This is a genomic window from Sphingobacterium sp. DR205, assembly GCF_011064245.1.
Taxonomy (GTDB): domain Bacteria; phylum Bacteroidota; class Bacteroidia; order Sphingobacteriales; family Sphingobacteriaceae; genus Sphingobacterium; species Sphingobacterium athyrii.
The window spans coordinates 7,160,591-7,178,405 of sequence record NZ_CP049333.1 but is presented as its reverse complement, the minus strand read 5'-3'; the positions used below and the strand labels follow the sequence as shown (position 1 = coordinate 7,178,405).

Below are 17,815 nucleotides of genomic sequence, written 5' to 3'. Positions count from 1 at the left end.
CGGTAGGTTCGGTTTATGGGCATTTCCGAATTTATAGCAATAGAAGAGAACCCCTGAATACCAGTATTTTTTTTCGGCACGGGAATCGCTATCTTCACCTATATGAAAAGACTGTTATTTTTACCCGTGTATATGCTTGTCGGAAGCACTATTTTGATGGGAATGTCAAGCTGTGGTGACGGAGCAAAAAAGAAAGCTATCCGGAAGGAGGATTCGGTGCAAATGGGTGTGAGTGCGATCAAAGATACCGCGATAGCGGAGAAATTTCCGCCCTTGCCGATCAACTATGATCAGACAAAGGTCTTGAAAAATCTATATGTGATCGACCGTGCTGGCGTGGTTTTGCGTCAGGGGGCAGATGAAAATGCTCCGGCGCTTGGAAAATATCCTTTTGGAACAAAACTGGACGTGATCGGTGAGGAAGGTGAGTGGATTGCAGTGATGGATCGTATTCAAAGGGATTATAAAGGGGCTAACGGTGAAGCCAATGATGTAACACAATGGGAAAAAGTATATGTGGCGAAATCTAAATTGGGCAAACAGGATAAAATAACAATATCGCCCAAGGATTTAAATATTATTGTCTCACAGACCGTAAACGGAAAAGAAAGCTATTATGAAAAAGGGCATCCATTGGATAAATATCTTTTTGTGGAATTAATAGATGAACAAACGTTTTTGGCCGCCCGAAATACGGTAGAAAATTATTTGATCAAAGATACGCTGTCCTATACCAAAAACGGAAAGATTTTGGAACTGCCGCTGGCAAACGGGAAAAAACTGACTTTTACAGATAAGGATATAGATAATGAGCTGGAATCTAGCTATTCGTACATGGGGCATTACGATTTTCTGAATGCTTTTGCCATAGCGGGCAACTATTGGGAAAGTGCTGATGTACGCCTTTTTGATCGGCAGGATGGTCATCTTATTGTGGAATGCGGCGATTATCCTTTCTTTTCCGCGGATAAAAAATATTTGATGACGTTGCATGCTGATCCCTATGAATCAACGGGTGACCTGCAAGTCTTCCACGTGAAACAGGGAAAGGTGATCCCGATGATTTCAGTAAGTTTTAAAGAATGGATGCCGACATGGAAAGAGGAACTGATGTTCTGGGGTAAAGATGGGTACATCTATACCGCCGCCAACCATGTAAATGGTTATTGGGGCGAGGAAGGAAGCTTGAGTGAAAGGTCTCAGTTTATTAGAATCAAGTTGCTTAAACCTTAAGCGGTGCCAAAAAGGTGTTTTGCCGATTCAATTTGCGAGTATCAGGCTGCATGGACACTATTTTTCTGTTTTAAGTAAAACTATTTTGGGACGCACCTGTTGTATTCCATAAAATAGATTATAGTTTGTAATTTAGCTGGATGAAACTAAAAACACTACTGTTATTTGCTGCGCTATGTTGTTCATTCTTTCTGGTAAAGGCCCAAAATAGGCCTTGGCGGGAGCATAACAGCTGGATCTGGGGGCCTTCAGCGGGATACCAGTACCAAAGCGGCAATTTTCTAAAAGTTTCTGGTTGGGGCCTATTTGCACCGAACGACTTTCAGTACATGAAAATCGACGCCGGTGCAAATTTCAGCTGGATGGACAACAAAACGACAGTTATTCCCGAGGTGGGCTTTACCTATTATCTAAATGACTTTGTCCTGTTCCCATTTGTTAAGGCCGAACTGACCCCTTATACCATCACTCCAAAAGTTGGAGCAAGTTTATTCTCAATCGTCGACTTGGGTATAGGCTATGGATTTGATTACAACACAAAGAAGAATTTTAGGCCGATAGATGGTTTTACGGTGTCTGTAGGGGTGAATATACCGCTGAATTTTCATCTTTATTAAATGACGGATTATGCAAAATAGAAGTATACTTTGGATAGGCTGTATGATTATTTTGCTTGCTTTTGGAAAAAAGGCAGCAGCACAGGATCATTTGATCGGTCCTACGCTGAGTTATCAATTCCAAAAAGAGAGTATCATAAAAACAGGCGCTTATTTTGCATTTCCATTTTTAGGTGATAATATCTTGCGGGCAGATGCCACAGCCAACTTTACCTGGACTCAAAAGAAATTTGCGGTTATTCCAGAAGGGGCCATTACATATTATCCACAAACGTATGTGTTGACTCCATTTGTACGTGCGGAAGTGACGCCTTATACCTTTACCCCAAAACTTGGTGTCAGTCTGGCAACACTTTTGGATATTGATTTTGGACATGGTTTTTCCATCAAAGACAAAGCGGATTATCGGCTAATGAAGGGATTTGCAGTGTCTCTGAGATTCAGTATTCCGCTGAACTATAGGCTCAACATGTAACTTCTTCCGCCTTCAAGTTATCTGTCCGATTGCTCAGCGATCAAAAAGAAGATGATTCGGGGATTTTCTCTGCCTGATTACAGCGCCTCATGAATAAATGGGTGAGGTCAGCCTTCGGTTACTGATTTATCCAACTTTTGAAAGCGGCAACTTTCTCTCTCGAAACAATCAAATCGTCAGACTCGTAGTGCTTGAGGTACACTTTCAATCTGGCATTGGAATGCACAGCGACGTTTTTTATAGCATTAAATTGCACAATGGAACTTCGGTTGATCCTGAAAAAATCTTTGGGGGATAATTGTGGCGACAAAGCATCCAGCGTCTGGTCTACGGACGCAAACAATTGCTCCTACGAAAAAGAGTGGATGAAATGTCAAAAAATCATGACGAAATGTAGTATTCCGATTTTATGCTGTAAATTAATGTTCGAAATGAAAACCGGTCATCATAAATGAACGGTGTAAATTAAGTCACAGAAAGATGCGAATTACCATTTTAGATGACTATCAAGATGCTGTCCGACAGTTGGATTGTTTCAAAATACTTGATGGTCATGATGTTCAGATATTGAAACAATCCTATACAGATCCCCATGAATTGGCGGAAAAACTTAAAAACACAGAAGCGTTGGTGCTGATCAGGGAACGAACGAAAATCTCTGCCGAGCTGCTCAGTAAGCTGCCAAACCTTCGGCTCATCAGCCAAACCGGAAAAATTTCCAATCATCTTGATCTGACGACCTGTAGCTTTTATCAGGTTGCTGTTGCAGAAAGTACGGGATCCCCAACTGCTCCCGCCGAACTGACCTGGTTATTAATTATGAATGCTTTGCGGAAACTGCCGCAAGCGATTGCAGCGATGCAAAAAGGGCAATGGCAGACGAATATTGGTCAGTCCGTGGCAGGAAAAACAATGGGGATATGGGGCTACGGTAAAATAGGTCGGCTGATCGCCCAATACGCCAAAGCCTTTGGCGCGGAAGTGATCGTTTGGGGCAGCGAATGTTCAAGGGAAGAGGCTGTGAGGGATGGATTCTTAGCAGCATCCAGTAAATCAGATTTCTTCCATTTTGCGGATGTGGTAACCCTGCACCTACGATTGGTGCCAGAAACCCGGGGTATCGTAAAATTGGAGGATCTAAGGTCCATGAAGCCGTCAGCACTATTTGTAAATACTTCGCGGGCGGAACTGGTGGAACAAGGTGCGCTTCTGAAGGCTCTGGAAAGTGGAACTCCAGGCGCCGCTGCTCTGGATGTCTATGAGTCCGAACCGATCACGGATCCCAATTATCCATTGTTGCAAATGCCAAATGTCATCTGTTCTCCGCATTTGGGCTACGTGGAAGAGGATGGATACGAAAAGCTGTTTAGGTTGGCATTTGAAAATATTGTCGCTTTCGCACAAGGAACACCACAGCATATCGCCAATCCAGAAGTACTTACAGCTTACCCCAGATCGACCGGTCAGAGCAATTAACGAACTTTCTGGAGCACCAATTGACTCTTCGTTCATTGGCAAATGAAGCAATTAAAAGCCTCCTACAATGTTACTCTTTGGTCATAAGTGGAGCTGAGGATTAGGGACGAATGTTTCTGTTACAATTTGATAGGCCAAACCAAATGCGTATTATTGATTACAATACCCTGCATGTAGTAGGGCTCCATGGTTAAAATGAAAAATTTCACAAAACTTGATCAGCCCACCGGGCGGTCCATATATCTGGATGAAAAGGAATACCTCTTTTTTGGGGGAACCTCCTATCTGGGGCTGGCAACGGATAAAGCATATGCCGAACTTTTTATTGAGGGAGTGCGACAGTATGGTGTTAATAACGGGACTTCGCGCAATAATAATGTTCAGCAGGCTATATTTGATCAAGCTGAACAATATGCGGCCATGCGGTTTGGTTTTGGAGCTGGTTTATTGCTGTCTAGCGGCTATTTGGCGACCCAATTTGTTGTCAAAATGTTATCAATGGAGGGAGAACTGCTTTATGCCCCGGCCTGCCATCCCTCCTTGTGGCTTGACATAAACCCTGCTGTAACGGGCGATTTTAGGGACTGGAGTCTGCGAACTGTCGAGTATATCAATCAATCCAAAGCGGCCTCTTTTGTTATCGTGAGCAATAGCTTGGATAATATGACTCCAGAACGATATGACTTCTCGATTTTTAAGAACGTTTCGGCAATGAAGAAAGTTACCTTGATCCTGGATGATTCTCACGGTATAGGTGTACTGCGTGAAAATGGCATTTCGATCGCTGACCGTGATTTTCTAGGGGAAAATATAGAATTGATTGTTGTTGCCTCCTTAGCAAAGGGTTTGGCGACAGATGCAGGACTGATCTTGGCCAGCGCGAAACGGATTGAACAGCTCAAGAAATCAAATTTTTATACGGGGGCCTCTCCCAGTTCCCCCGCGAGCCTCTTTGCTTTTTTAAATGGGGAACACATCTATCGTAAACAATTTGAAAAATTGCAGGCAAATATTCGTTATTTCGAATCACTTTCTGAGGGATATTTAAATAGCATGGCTAATTTCCCAGTCTTTTCGTCCAAGGATACCAGCCTATATGCAAGGCTGATGGAAGCCGGTATACTGGTCTCGAGTTTCCCTTATCCGCTCCCTACGGATCCCTTATTGAATAGGATTGTGGTCAATGCACATCATACATCCGAAGATTTGGACCGTATTAGTCATGCAATTGGCATATCTTGAATTTTCTATGACATCCAATGAATCAACTTGTTGTAAATTAGGAAATTGTTTTTATTTTTGAGATTTATTTCAGCATTTGTTGGATGTGAAATGGCGTTAATTGATTGTAAATGTTTGGCTTTTGGAAGGTTATTTATCAAAAAAGTGTTTAAATAATTTCCATTCCTCATTTTAAAACAATACTTTTGCATCCCCAAACATTAGTTGGCTTAAGGGTTGAAAAATAAATAATTACAGTAAAATAGATATGACTAAAGCAGAAATTATTGCAGAAATCTCTAACAAAACTGGCTTAGAGAAGGTAGATGTTCAAGAGACCGTAGAGGCGTTCTTCAAAGTTGTCAAAAACGCAATGATCGGAGGAGAAAATGTATATGTAAGAGGTTTTGGTAGCTTCGTAGTCAAAAAAAGAGCTGAGAAGACTGCAAGAAACATTTCAAAAAATACAGCAATCATTATTCCGGAGCATTTTGTCCCTAGCTTCAAGCCAGCTAAGATTTTCGTTGAGAAAGTAAAAAATGGCAATAAATAATCTTAAAATAGATTAAAATGGCAAATACCAAACAAATAATAGTCATAGGAGCAGTTGTAGCCTTGGTTGCTGTGCTATTTGCGCAGCCTATTAAAGGTTTGGTGGACAAAGAAAAACAAACTGCTGCAGCATCTGAATCGAAACCTTCCAATGAAGTAAACTTGGAAAATATCTCTTCGATGACAAAACAAGGTTTAGATGCTAGTTTAGTCAAAGAAATTTCCGATATTGAGGCCCAAGTTGCAAAAGCTTCTGGTGAAGATAAGGTAAAGCTGTTGCAACAGTTGGCAGATAAGTGGGACGACGTCGCAAAACCAGCCCCTCAGGCATTTGTGTATGAGGAAATGGCAAAGGTTTCCCCTCAATTTGAATATTGGTTGAAAGCCGGTAATGCTTATCGTGCTGCTTATACGAATTTGCAAGATTCTACTTTAGCCCAAGCACTCAATCAAAATGCAATTCATGCATATGAGGCAGCGCTAAAAGCGAATTCAAGTAGTCTGGATGCAAAGACAGGATTAGGTGCCGCAATGGTATCAGGGACAAACAACCCAATGGCAGGTATTGCTTTATTACGGGAAGTTGTTGCTGCTGATCCTAAAAACTTAGAAGCGAATAAAACTTTGGGATTGTTTTCATTACAGTCCCGTCAGTTTGACAAAGCCATCGAGCGTTTTAAGACCGTTATCGATCAGAAGCCCGATGCAGAGTCATACTTTTACTTAGCCACAGGCTATGAAAATATTGGGATGAAAAAAGAGGCCGTCACTGCTTTTCAAAAAAGTAAAGAGCTGGCTGCTGATCCATCCCTATCACAATTCATTGATCGCAAGATTGCGGAATTGAGCAAGTAATTAATTTATTATTTATAATCATTAAAAAATTTAGCTATGCCAAGCGGAAAAAAAAGAAAAAGACACAAGATGGCTACTCACAAACGTAAAAAACGTTTAAGAAAAAATAGACACAAGAAAAAATAATCTTGTGATGAGCTTTTAAACATCTTGGCCCATTTTGCTGAGATAGCTTTACGAAACGATCTACATGTCTTTATGGATGTGTAGATTGTTTTTTTCGTAACAACGTTCTTTAAATGTTTAATCGGATACCGAAAATTGCGATAGGATATCGCATAGGTATCAAAAATGAGTAGCTTTTGGTAAAGGAATTAATTATCGATTCAACTCCTGATAAAGGGGTAACTATTGCTTTACTACAGGACAAGCAGCTCGTTGAACTTAACCGTGAGCCCGCAAATAACAATTTTGCCGTTGGGGATATCTATCTCGGACGGATTAAGCGAATTATGCCGGGGCTAAATGCGGCTTTCGTAGATGTAGGCTACGAAAAGGACGCTTTTCTACATTATTTAGATTTGGGTCCCCAAGTTCAATCTTTGCTTAAGCTTACGCGTATCGTAAAGAATGGCAGTTATCAAGAGAAACTGCTCAATAGTTTAAAACTTGAAAAGGATATCGATAAAGCTGGTAAGATCTCTGATGTCTTGAGCAAAAATATGCTCGTGCCAGTACAAATCGCCAAAGAACCCATCTCAACAAAAGGACCTCGTCTGAGCTCAGACCTATCAATTGCAGGTCGTTTTGTCGTTTTGGTGCCTTTCTCAAGTACTGTTTCCATTTCCAAGCGTATCAAAGGCAGTAACGAACGCAACCGCCTCAAAAAGATTGTCGAAGGTATTAAACCAGCTAATTTTGGTGTAATCATCCGTACAGTCTCCGAAGGAAAGGGTGTCGAAGAACTGCAACGTGACTTATTGGACCTGATCTCAAAATGGGAGCTATTTACCAAACGTCTTCGAAATGCTGAACCACCACAAAAGGTTCTCGGCGAAATGGATCGCGCATCCACTATTCTACGGGATATCCTAACGGATGAGTTCTCGCATATTTATGTTAATGATCCTTCGATCTTCGAAGAAACAAAATCATATATACACGATATATCTCCGGATCTGGAGAAAATTGTAAAACTTTACAAACATAAAGAACCAATTTTCGACCATTTCGGAGTTGAAAAGCAAATCAAGGCAGCTTTTGGCAAGACTGTTACTTTGCCCGGCGGCGCGTATCTCGTTATTGAGCATACCGAAGCCCTGCATGTAATCGATGTCAATAGTGGTAACCGTTCTGCCAATAAGGAGAATCAGGAGGATAATGCATTGCTGGTCAATATGGAAGCAGCAAAGGAAATTGCGCGGCAACTGCGCCTGCGTGATATGGGGGGAATTGTAGTCATCGATTTCATTGATATGCATAAGCCCAATCACCGAAAAGAGTTGTATACATTCTTAAAAGAATGTATGGTGTCGGATAGGGCGAGGCATACGATTTTGCCACCAAGTAAATTTGGTCTGGTGCAGATCACCCGCCAGCGTGTAAGACCTGAAATGAATATTGTCACAAACGAGAAATGTCCGGCTTGTGATGGTACAGGAGAAATCCGATCAAGTATTGTCCTAATGGATGATATTGAAAATAATTTGAGTTTTATTCTTCAAGAACAGAATGAGAAAAAGGTGACCTTATGTGTTCACCCGTACATAGACGCCTACATTAAGTCTGGTCTGATTTCTAAAAGAATGAAATGGTTTATGAAGTACGGTAAATGGATTAAAGTAAATCCAATGACGTCATATTATCTAACTGAATTCCACTTTTTCAATGCGAAAGACGAGGAAATCAAGTTATAATAGAAAGAGATTAACGAAAAGGGTTAGTAGTCATACTAGCCCTTTTTTGTTTATATCCAATGAATCTTGATCCCATCCTTTTCCATTTTTCGGAAGTAGGTCATTTGACGTTTGGCATACCGGTGTATTTCCGTTTCCAGTTTGGTGAAGAAGGTCGTGTAATCCACTTGCCCAAGGAGATATAAGGAGGCATACTTGTACTCTAAACCATAATATTGCAGCTGATCATGAGAAACTCCCTCGGTCAGTAATTGTTCGACTTCTTGTAGAAATCCGCTTTTGATTCGCTCATTCAATCGTTTACTGATACTTTCCCGTCTTTTTTCTAATGGTGGATTTAATCCAATGACAAGAGCTTCTGAAGCTTGCTGTTTGGGTTTGAACTCGGGGTTCTGTTGGAGAAATTCCAGTATCTCGATGGCGCGGATAATACGTTTATTCGTGGAATGGTCTATCTGAAAATCCAATGGACATGCATAGGTGCTTAGCCGTTCCATCAATTCAGGCGCTGTCTTTCCGGCGAGAGACTCTTTGAACCCCGTTATACTCGGAATTAGTGCATAGGGGGTCTGTTGGATAACGCTCTGCAAATATAAGCCCGTTCCACCGCAGAGGATCGTGTGCTTGCCCTTTTTTAAAATGGACTGATGGGCTTGATGGAAGTCCGCAATAAAATTTCCAAGATTGTATTTTGCTCCCGGTTCTTGTATATCGATGAGATGGTATGGAATGCCTTGGTATTCAGTAAGGTCTTTTCCAGTTCCAATATCCATGCGTCGGTAAATTTGACGGGAATCGGCACTGATAATTTCGGCATCAATTTGTTGGGCGAGTTGTACTGCCAGTTTGGTCTTGCCGGAGGCTGTGGGGCCTAGGATAACGATAACTTTCTCTTTTGGAACAGATTGTTGTTCCAAAAGAGAAAGTATAGGTTTTAGTCTGTCTATCACAGAACAAATTTAGTCCATTTTTCTGTTCCTTCATTATTTTTTACGACAGTATCGATGAAGGCCATACCTCTGACCCCGTCATAAACTGTTGGAAAGTCTTGTTCTTCAGCGGTTGGAGTTCTTCCTTCACGTTTTGCGGTAACTGTTGCTGCAAAGTTGCGATAGATATTAGCAAAAGATTCCAATAGCCCTTCTGGGTGGCCAGCAGGAACACGTGTATTATGGGTTGCAAACGAGCTCAATGTATAAGGCGCAGCGTATGCATTTCCTGTACGGTACAGCTGGCGAGGTTGATCAAGCATTTTGACGATCAGGTTGTTCGGGTCTTCGTTGGCCCATTCCAATCCGCCTTTTTCGCCATAAATACGTATACGAACAGCGTTCTCTTCTCCTGCCGAGATTTGTGATGCCATTAATACGCCTTTGGCACCGTTTTGGAAACGCAATAATACGGAGCCATCATCATCCAATAATCGGCCTTCAACAAATGTTGTTAAATCAGCACATAACTCTTCGATTTTTAATCCCGACACATATTCCGCAAGATGAGCTACGTGTGTACCGATATCACCCATGACCAACGACTTGCCCGAGCGTTTTGGATCCGCGCGCCAAGCCGCGCCAGCATTGCCCTCGCGTTCAGTTAAACGGCTCAACCAGCCCTGTGGATATTCAACAACAATTTTTCTTATTTTACCAAAGTGGCCTTCTTTTACCATTGCTTTGGCCTGCTTTACCATCGGATAACCTGAATAGGTATGTGTCAAACATAATGTACGGCCCGTACGCTCTACAGTCTCCTGTAATTCTTTTGCTTCTTCAACAGATACAGTCATTGGTTTTTCAACAACAACATCGAAGCCTTTTTCCAAAGCTAATTTAGCTGGAGCAAAATGTAGAAAGTTTGGAGTAACGATCGTTACAAAATCCATACGCTCCCCCTCAGGAAGCAACGATTCTTTCTCGATCATCTCTTCGTAGTTGAGATAGACACGCTCAGGAGCTACAAATAAGTCTTCTCCAGACTGTTTTGAAATCTGTGGATCAATGCTAAATGCGCCACAAACCAATTCAATCTTTCCATCCATAAAAGCGGCAATGCGGTGTACAGCACCAATAAAGGCGTCGTTTCCGCCTCCGACCATACCCATGCGAAGTTTTCTCTTCATAACGTTATTATTTTTTGATTATTTATTTTTCAAATTATTACAGTGTACAATATACACAATTTAGCTTATTTTATATACAAAATCATCTTGATGCTTCCCATGTTTTCCTTTTGAAAGCCAAGTGGAGCCTGATCCATTAATACACTTAGCTCTTCTTCGTTACGATAAGTATATCTATGCGCTCCCGCAATCCAGAAGGTGATCGGAGCTGTAATTTCTTTTATCGTAAAGCCGATTTTTTCTAAGGAAGAATGCTGATTCCAGTCCCTGTCGGTATACGTCATAATATCCCCCGGGGAAAAGTCTTTCGAAAAAGCCTTGATTAACTTGCTTAGCCCGCCAATCACGTTATAGCCAGATTTATTGCAAAAGCGCAATAACTCAAAAGAACGGTATTCGTCATTTTTATCGTTCATACGGCGCCCTCCGGAAAAAACAGCTATGGACACGAGTTCGCCCTGCTCATATAGTCCGTATCTGTATTTTCCCGGGAGTGGAGTTTGTAAGTGATGTTCCACGAGGAACTGCTGACTTACTTTTTTATCAATCCGAGCAACGATTGTTTTCCGTGCGTAAATACGACGATTATTCTTCCATTTGGCAACGATGCGCTGAACAATGAGGTCGAATTTTTGTGCTAATATATCCTCGTCTATATGAATGCCCTCTTCGGGGCCCTGAAACCGTAAACGTCTTTCGTTGGGATAGAGAAAGATCTTTTTTGTTAATTCAGAAGAATCAATTTGTAGATATCCATCTAGTTCGATCAGGGGTAATCGCACTGCTAGGTGACGTTCAAGTTCGATTTTGAACCGAATAACAAGATCTTTAAAAGCTGGATTCATAAAACAAAAGTAACTCTTATGGAAGTTCTGGCGAAATATTCGCTTTTAATAATTATCCGTATCTTTGTGCAAAATATGATTGTACTGTGAAATATCCATGCTTAAAAAGCATAACACCGATGCGGGCTAAGCAGCTGCAAGCGAAAAAAAATGTGGTATATTATTTATACAGCATATTTCATAGGACTTTAAAAAACAAACTAAGTGCGACGACTTCATTTGTATCAATGACAATCGACACTTATAAATAATTATTTATATATGAAACTTCCGATAGTGGCGTATGGCGACCCTGTATTAAGAAAGGTTGCTGAGGAAATAGATGAAGACTATCCTGATTTAAAGAAATTGATAGATGATATGTTTGATACCATGTATGCTGCACATGGTGTTGGGATTGCGGCGCCACAAGTTGGATTGCCAATACGTATGTTTGTTATTGATGCGACGCCGTTTGCAGAAGATGACGAAGAGAATAAAGAAATGCTCAAATCTTTCAAAAGAGTTTTCATCAATCCGATTATGGTGGAGGAATCTGGTGAAAAATGGGCTTTTGGTGAAGGCTGCCTAAGTATTCCTGATATTAATGAAGACGTACTTCGTCATAAGAATATTCGTATCAATTATTTGGATGAGAATTTTGAGGAGCACGAAGTGGACCTGACCGGATTGGCGGCGCGTGTTGTTCAACACGAATATGACCATCTTGAAGGGAAGCTGTTTACAGACAAATTGAGCACGCTTAAGAAAACGATGTTAAAGGGTAAGTTGGACGCAATTGCCAAAGGCAATATCCGGGTGAGCTATAAAATGAAATTTCCACAGCAAAAGAAAAAGCGTTAGTCCAAACTAACGCTTCTCTTATTTTATTGTAGCGATTGCTTTCCAACCTTATCACTCAGTCCAATCGGGGAAGATATAACCTATACTTAACCGCGGTCATTCGAATCAGAAAAACCACACCGGCAGCAATAATAGCTGCCCAGGACAAATCCAGATTGAGGTGTACAAGCAAAATATAAATTAATCCGCCCGCCAAACAGGCCGTAGCATAGACCTCTTTTTTGAAGATCAAAGGCGTCTCATTGAGGAGGATATCGCGTATCATTCCCCCGCATACAGCTGTAAACATACCAAAGATGATGGCTGCATAGACGTTACTTTCGTAGTTCAATGACTTTTGCACGCCTAAGATGGTGAAGAAACTGATTCCTATCGCATCAAAAAGTGTCAGGGTTCGATAATAGCCATAGAGCTGCCTATTGAAGATGATGGCAATTAAGATGCCTAAGAATATCGCAATAAGATAATTGCTGTCATTTACCCAAACGGGGCGTAAATTTAGAAATACGTCACGCATGGATCCGCCGCCAATAGCCGTCACAAAACCCAAGAAGGCAGCTCCGAAAATATCGATGTCCTTACGCTTTGCGGATAAGGTGCCCGATATCGCAAAAAATAAAGTGCCAAGCAAATCGCTTAAATAAAAATAGTTGGCATCAGTTATCATCGTAATATTGTTATTAAAATAATTCCCTTATTTACGCTCTACTAAATCCAGAGAGATTATACAAATTTAGGAGAAATCCCGATAGTTTAGGTTTACTGTAAGACGAATAGCTTTCAAACCTACTATTCCTTGTACATCCTCCAGTTTGAGGTGCTCTACGGTCCTTTCAATGATGCCCATATCATAAATAGCCTGTATGCTTAGATTAAGGTCTTCTAGCACCTCATCCGACAGATAGACAATGGCAATCTTGTTGACCTGGGTGAGCCTTTCCTTGGTCCGTTTTACCCGTATTTTATCTATTCTTTTTTTGATGATTTCGTAACGGATATTCAATGATCCTTCAACATCAAATCGACGCTCGTCTTCCCGAAAGCTGATATCAATACTGTGTGGGTTAATGAAAATAAGCTGTGTGGTCTCCAAGGTAATTGGTAAATCCTGTTTTGCGTGATGTGCTTTCAGGGCAATACGGGCCATGGAGATAATCTGTTGTCGCCTAAAGATATTGATAAATTCTTTGCTAAAGGTCTGCTGTGGTGTAATGGATTCTCCTATATAGATATCGTATTCGATACCGTCGGTCCTGAATTTTTGAAAATAGGAGGGATAATTGCCCTGGATAAAACTGTTGAAATGATTGAGTTCCTTACTGATGATTTGATTTATCTTCCATAATGAGGTCTCAAATTCATTTCTATAAAATTCTCCGGTTTCACGATTGGTGAAAAAATGCTTGGCATAATGTTCGATAATGTCGTGCTTTGTTGAGAATTCTCTTCTCGCTGCCTCGATAAATGGCTGAACATCTTTTCTGAAGAATTCAATGATCTTGACCATGGATTCATCAAAGGAGATTTGGTCGAGCGACATGGTAATCTGGTCTACCCGTTTTGAAAAATCAATAATGAGCTGATGTGTGTCCTCCCTGGATAGTTCGTCAATGAGAAGAGCCAGTTGTTTCACTTTGAAACTAAAATCCTTTAAAATAGATGCATTGCGGATGACGGTAGAATCCTTTACATCTATAGCTCCATAAAGTGGATAAACTTCTTCGAAAATAACAGGTTTGATATGGGCGTTCTGTTCATCGTTTTCCAGTTCCTGAATATATTGAGCTGCAATATGATTAAACTTCCATTGTACGGCCGGCTGGATTGTTGTAAACCGGTTAATAATAATCTCGTCAATGCGTTTCTTGAACTCTGCTGTGATATCATAGGATAGCTGAGACAGTAGGGGCACAAGCGTGCGGAGGGATTGAATGGTTTCATTGTCCAATTGATCCAGCTGATGACTGTAAATTTCCATAATCCCGGACAAGGCATGGTTATGTATCAATGGAATACACAGATAGGTCTTGACCCCGGACGCCTTGATTCGTTCATCAAAAATGGATGTCGTATTTTTAATGGCATCTAGGGTATTATAAAAAATAAGATGCGGGTGTTTTAGGTAGTTTGCAACTTGCGGATTGATGTTGGTATAGCTATTGCTGGCGTTTGCTTCGGAAATTAAAATACTTTTATTTGTAATGGAATAATCAAAAAAAGGCAGGCCATTTAACTGAAACAATGGAAACAGACTAAAAATTGTATCCGTACTCTTTAGGATCGGCGCGATGATTTTCTCCAGATCTGATAAAAAAAGATGGTAATTGTATGTGGCAAGATCCAATAAAATAGACTGTATTCTCTTAATAGTATGTTCGAGACTACTTTTTTTGACAGTGAGCATGGTGAACCCGGATAATTCAAAATCTTCTAGCTTAATTGCATTAATGACATGATCCCAGTTGAACAAAGAAGCGTCATTGGTGTTTTTGGTCAGATTTCTCAGGTCGAATTGGGGAAGTTCTTTTTTGGGCTTAATATCAACAAATTTGAAATCTATAGTTAGATCATAATAATCGATGATTTCGCCTTTTTCATTTAAATGATGATAAACAATTGTATTATTTTCTTTGGCAGGCAGTCCGTATAGACGTTCGAAAATAAGCGTATATATCAGCTTTTCTTGGTTGTTTAGGGGCTCTCCATCTTGCAATTGATCTTGGATATCCTGTTCCTCCAATCTATTTTTCCAGAGGTCAAAAAAGGCATCAGTCCCATAAAACGCTTCTTCTGCAAGTGGCGTAGCGAGCGCCCAATATCGTTTAGGATCTGTATCTATAAGCGATACCGAAAGACTATAGATGAGCTGTAAAATATCTTTATAGGCACTTAAATTGTGTTTACATAGCTTGCCGCTGACATGTTCAATTTCTTTTATTCGCTCCAGGGCAAATAATGGAATCATGTCATCAGAAGATATACCACTTTCGGTAAAGGATTCTAGGTATCGAAAGAAAGGTTCAAAATGAAGTTTTTTTTCGAGCTTATAGAATGTGTTTTTACCTTTTGTTAGCTGTACTTTCCTTATTTCCATTTATTGAATATACTTTAGAAGCGAAAGCCTGTACTAAAATAAGGATACCAGCCTTCGTTGGATTTGGCCATTACGAAGTGAAGGGGCAAGGCATTTGCCACGATATAATAAAGCCCTCCGCCGAATCCTTGGTGGAAAGTGGAGCTGTTATGGTCTTTTGCCCAGACTTTTCCAATATCATACATGCCCATGAGGCCTAGCTCCCCAGGCAGAACGTAGCTTTTTATATCATGGATCTTAACACGAGCCTCCAGGTTATTGTAGACCATTTGTTCCCCAGCAAAACGGTATTGGCGATAACCACGTAGATTTTCGTGACCACCAAGAAAAAGATATTGATAGAATGTTGGGTTACCCACGACCGTTCCTCCTCCTACCCTGTTGGCAAATATAATACCTTCGTTAATTGCACTAAAATAACCGGTCATTTCTGCGCTTAACTGTGCCGAATGCCGCGAATATTTGTTTAAGCCTAAATAGGATTGTAGCGCAGCTTTAACAAATACACCTTTACTTGGATTGATTTTACGATTACGAGTATCTTGTGTTAGAAAAGCATTTAATCCGGCAAAGGCCTTGTCATGGGTAATGGAGAGACTATCATAGGAATGCAGTGCCTGCGGATTTAGGATAAAACGATCTTGATTTTCAACGGGATCCAGATGATAGAACTGGATATGGGGGCCAATAGCGTAATTTAACGTCGATGATGGATGCCATCTCAGTAGCGGATTGATATTAAAAATATTGAATCGGCTACGGTAATATTTTGCTCCATACTGATCTTTTAAAAACAAGGAATTGTTGCCCACGCCAAAAAAGTTTTGCGTATTGTCGGGCGCTTTTGCCAGTGCGTCGATAACGAAGTCGGCATTGCCTATGACATCTTCCCATTCACCGCGATAATGAATTTTATAGGCACCTGTCCGGAATGCCGTAGCGACTGTAATCTGTTGTTTATAGGTAAAAGGCACTTTCCTAAATCCCCGTTGGTGGGTATATGCTGCGCCAAGCCCCAAAGAAAAACCATCATCAGCATTGTAACCAGCTGTTAATAATGGTAGCCAGGAATTGTATAAATTCACGGGAACAAACGCTGTATTTACGCTATCCTTACCGCGATGTAGCTTGACTCGTTTTTTTTCTCCTAAAATCGTTGAATTGGACGTGTTTTCATAGAGCTTTATTCTTGATCTGCTATTATCAATTACATAGGTCTTTGGCAAACTATCGCCAATTATTCGCAGTTTTATCGGAGAATTTGTATTATTTATTAACAATGAGTCTTGACCCTCAGAAAGATATAATCGGATCTCTTTCGTCAAATTTTTTTCGTAAACTTTGTCCATCAAAGTTTTAGTCACCTGTCCATTTTTGTTGATTTTGGATACCTTGACATTTAATCCCCTGTCTTTGGTGCTGACGATCTCTACCTTCTCGTTCTTATCACTGAAATGGATATCTACAATATTATTGATAAAGCGATAATATTGTTCCATCGCAGTAGGCAGGGCATCACGTCTGCTCTGAAGGGTGCGGAAAATCTGTTCGCCTCGAATCGCTATGGATGATTGAGGCAAGCTGTTGACAGACTGCCGGAGTACCGAATCGGTCAATCGGGCGACAAATTGGTCTACTTCTTTTGTCCATTCTTTGTGGGAGAGCTGATTGCTGGGATGTGCATTTAAAAACCTGGATTTGAAAAGGGAATATCTGATATTTGGAATGCCCATTGTAAACCCTTGCATAACAGGATTTACAAATCGTTGGTAAATATCTTTCATCAAAAATCCCTGTGTAACACGCAAGGCCTGATCGCGGTCACGTGGAATGGGAATATAGTCCTTATCTTTGTCATTCGTATTCTGATTTTCATTGTACCAGCGCCATTGATCTTCATGACGATCCCAATCGCTTACCATCACGTCCAACATGCGTGCTCTGAGGTATGCCTTGGGTTTAAAATCATCGTCATTGTCTTCCTGGAGTTTGCGCACCGCTTTAGCACTATTATCAGAATCGCCCAGCGGTTCCCGTTCCTCCAATAGGGCTACAGTATTTTCGAATAGCGCTGCGTATTGGCCAAGGATCGGATCCGGTGCGACGAATCCGATAATAGGATGTGCATGTGGGATGTTGACAGCATTGGCCAGTGCCGGGATCATCAGCGCGGAATAAGGATGTTGCGCACTTGTTGCATCGTCCAGGACATCCTGAACAAAGGTCCCGTGCAATTCTTCTGGAATCAAAGATTCTGTTCGTTTATTTACTGACCGAAGGGCCCATTCTCTTCCTGTTGGATCCGTCAATCGAAGTGACACGGATTGCATGCCCCCTCCCTGTTTGATGGGCGTTAGACCTCCGAATAATTTAGAGAGCTGAAGTATGGGTAATGAGGTTTCGGCAGCCCATTCTTTGCGATAGTTTTCTCCCAGAAATGATTTTTTAAATTTGCCCGCCTGTCCATACTTTGCATTTGCGACAACAGTAATACTGTCTTTTATCACGGCTTGTGTCAGAGGCTTGTCTTTGTGTGCTTCAGCTGCCAAGGTCGACTTGTTCTCCTGCTGGGAATAAGCTTGTGCGGTGAAAAAAAGTAAAAGAAATGGTAAGACCCGTTGCATGCTTA

The 17,815-nt window shown here is 41.0% G+C and carries 16 protein-coding genes; 10 read left to right on the top strand and 6 right to left on the bottom strand.

Annotated elements, in window-relative coordinates:
- Positions 1-102 precede the first annotated feature (102 nt).
- The 9 genes from G6053_RS30215 to G6053_RS30175 all read left to right on the top strand — a co-directional run bounded on the left by G6053_RS30215 (position 103) and on the right by G6053_RS30175 (position 8,285).
- Entirely contained in the window at positions 103-1,233 is a 1,131-nt protein-coding gene (locus G6053_RS30215; RefSeq protein WP_165309492.1) for an SH3 domain-containing protein, read from the top strand.
- Between the two features lie 140 nt (positions 1,234-1,373).
- Complete coding sequence (locus tag G6053_RS30210) at positions 1,374-1,850, top strand: hypothetical protein (protein WP_241254887.1); 477 nt, start codon at positions 1,374-1,376, stop codon at positions 1,848-1,850.
- Between the two features lie 10 nt (positions 1,851-1,860).
- Positions 1,861-2,325, top strand: a complete 465-nt coding sequence (locus G6053_RS30205; protein WP_206531840.1) for a hypothetical protein — start codon at positions 1,861-1,863, stop codon at positions 2,323-2,325.
- Between the two features lie 480 nt (positions 2,326-2,805).
- On the top strand, positions 2,806-3,801 hold the full coding sequence (locus G6053_RS30195; protein WP_165309490.1) for a D-2-hydroxyacid dehydrogenase family protein: 996 nt from the start codon (positions 2,806-2,808) through the stop codon (positions 3,799-3,801).
- A gap of 195 nt (positions 3,802-3,996) precedes the next feature.
- Positions 3,997-5,043, top strand: coding sequence for an aminotransferase class I/II-fold pyridoxal phosphate-dependent enzyme (locus G6053_RS30190; RefSeq protein ID WP_165309489.1), 1,047 nt, complete (start codon positions 3,997-3,999; stop codon positions 5,041-5,043).
- 247 nt (positions 5,044-5,290) lie between these two features.
- Positions 5,291-5,575, top strand: a complete 285-nt coding sequence (locus tag G6053_RS30185; RefSeq protein ID WP_028071165.1) for an HU family DNA-binding protein — start codon at positions 5,291-5,293, stop codon at positions 5,573-5,575.
- Positions 5,576-5,592: 17 nt separating this feature from the next.
- Positions 5,593-6,429, top strand: a complete 837-nt coding sequence (locus G6053_RS30180; protein ID WP_108635479.1) for a tetratricopeptide repeat protein — start codon at positions 5,593-5,595, stop codon at positions 6,427-6,429.
- 36 nt (positions 6,430-6,465) lie between these two features.
- Entirely contained in the window at positions 6,466-6,555 is a 90-nt protein-coding gene (locus tag G6053_RS30875) for a hypothetical protein (protein WP_008506795.1), read from the top strand.
- 176 nt (positions 6,556-6,731) lie between these two features.
- Entirely contained in the window at positions 6,732-8,285 is a 1,554-nt protein-coding gene (locus tag G6053_RS30175) for an Rne/Rng family ribonuclease (RefSeq protein ID WP_077436961.1), read from the top strand.
- A gap of 50 nt (positions 8,286-8,335) precedes the next feature.
- On the opposite strand, the gene miaA is transcribed toward G6053_RS30175, so the two are convergent.
- From miaA to G6053_RS30160, 3 genes are all read right to left on the bottom strand, one after another.
- Positions 8,336-9,235 carry a tRNA (adenosine(37)-N6)-dimethylallyltransferase MiaA gene (gene miaA, locus G6053_RS30170; protein WP_165309488.1) on the bottom strand — a complete coding sequence of 300 codons (900 nt, stop codon included), beginning with the start codon at positions 9,233-9,235 and terminating at the stop codon, positions 8,336-8,338.
- Positions 9,232-10,404 (bottom strand): Gfo/Idh/MocA family oxidoreductase, encoded by a 1,173-nt coding sequence (locus G6053_RS30165; protein ID WP_165309487.1) that lies wholly within the window; start codon positions 10,402-10,404, stop codon positions 9,232-9,234. Before G6053_RS30165 ends, miaA begins: the two co-directional genes overlap by 4 nt.
- Before the next feature lie 65 nt (positions 10,405-10,469).
- Positions 10,470-11,249, bottom strand: coding sequence for a hypothetical protein (locus G6053_RS30160; protein ID WP_165309486.1), 780 nt, complete (start codon positions 11,247-11,249; stop codon positions 10,470-10,472).
- Positions 11,250-11,510: 261 nt separating this feature from the next.
- Between G6053_RS30160 and def the strand changes: the two genes are divergently transcribed.
- Positions 11,511-12,092, top strand: coding sequence for a peptide deformylase (gene def, locus G6053_RS30155; RefSeq protein ID WP_108635483.1), 582 nt, complete (start codon positions 11,511-11,513; stop codon positions 12,090-12,092).
- Positions 12,093-12,147: 55 nt separating this feature from the next.
- On the opposite strand, the gene G6053_RS30150 is transcribed toward def, so the two are convergent.
- The 3 genes from G6053_RS30150 to G6053_RS30140 all read right to left on the bottom strand — a co-directional run bounded on the left by G6053_RS30150 (position 12,148) and on the right by G6053_RS30140 (position 17,810).
- Positions 12,148-12,759, bottom strand: coding sequence for a trimeric intracellular cation channel family protein (locus G6053_RS30150; RefSeq protein ID WP_108635484.1), 612 nt, complete (start codon positions 12,757-12,759; stop codon positions 12,148-12,150).
- A 66-nt stretch (positions 12,760-12,825) separates the two neighbouring features.
- Complete coding sequence (locus G6053_RS30145) at positions 12,826-15,186, bottom strand: GAF domain-containing protein (RefSeq protein ID WP_165309485.1); 2,361 nt, start codon at positions 15,184-15,186, stop codon at positions 12,826-12,828.
- A gap of 14 nt (positions 15,187-15,200) precedes the next feature.
- On the bottom strand, positions 15,201-17,810 hold the full coding sequence (locus tag G6053_RS30140; protein WP_108635486.1) for a BamA/TamA family outer membrane protein: 2,610 nt from the start codon (positions 17,808-17,810) through the stop codon (positions 15,201-15,203).
- Between the last annotated feature and the right edge of the window lie 5 nt (positions 17,811-17,815).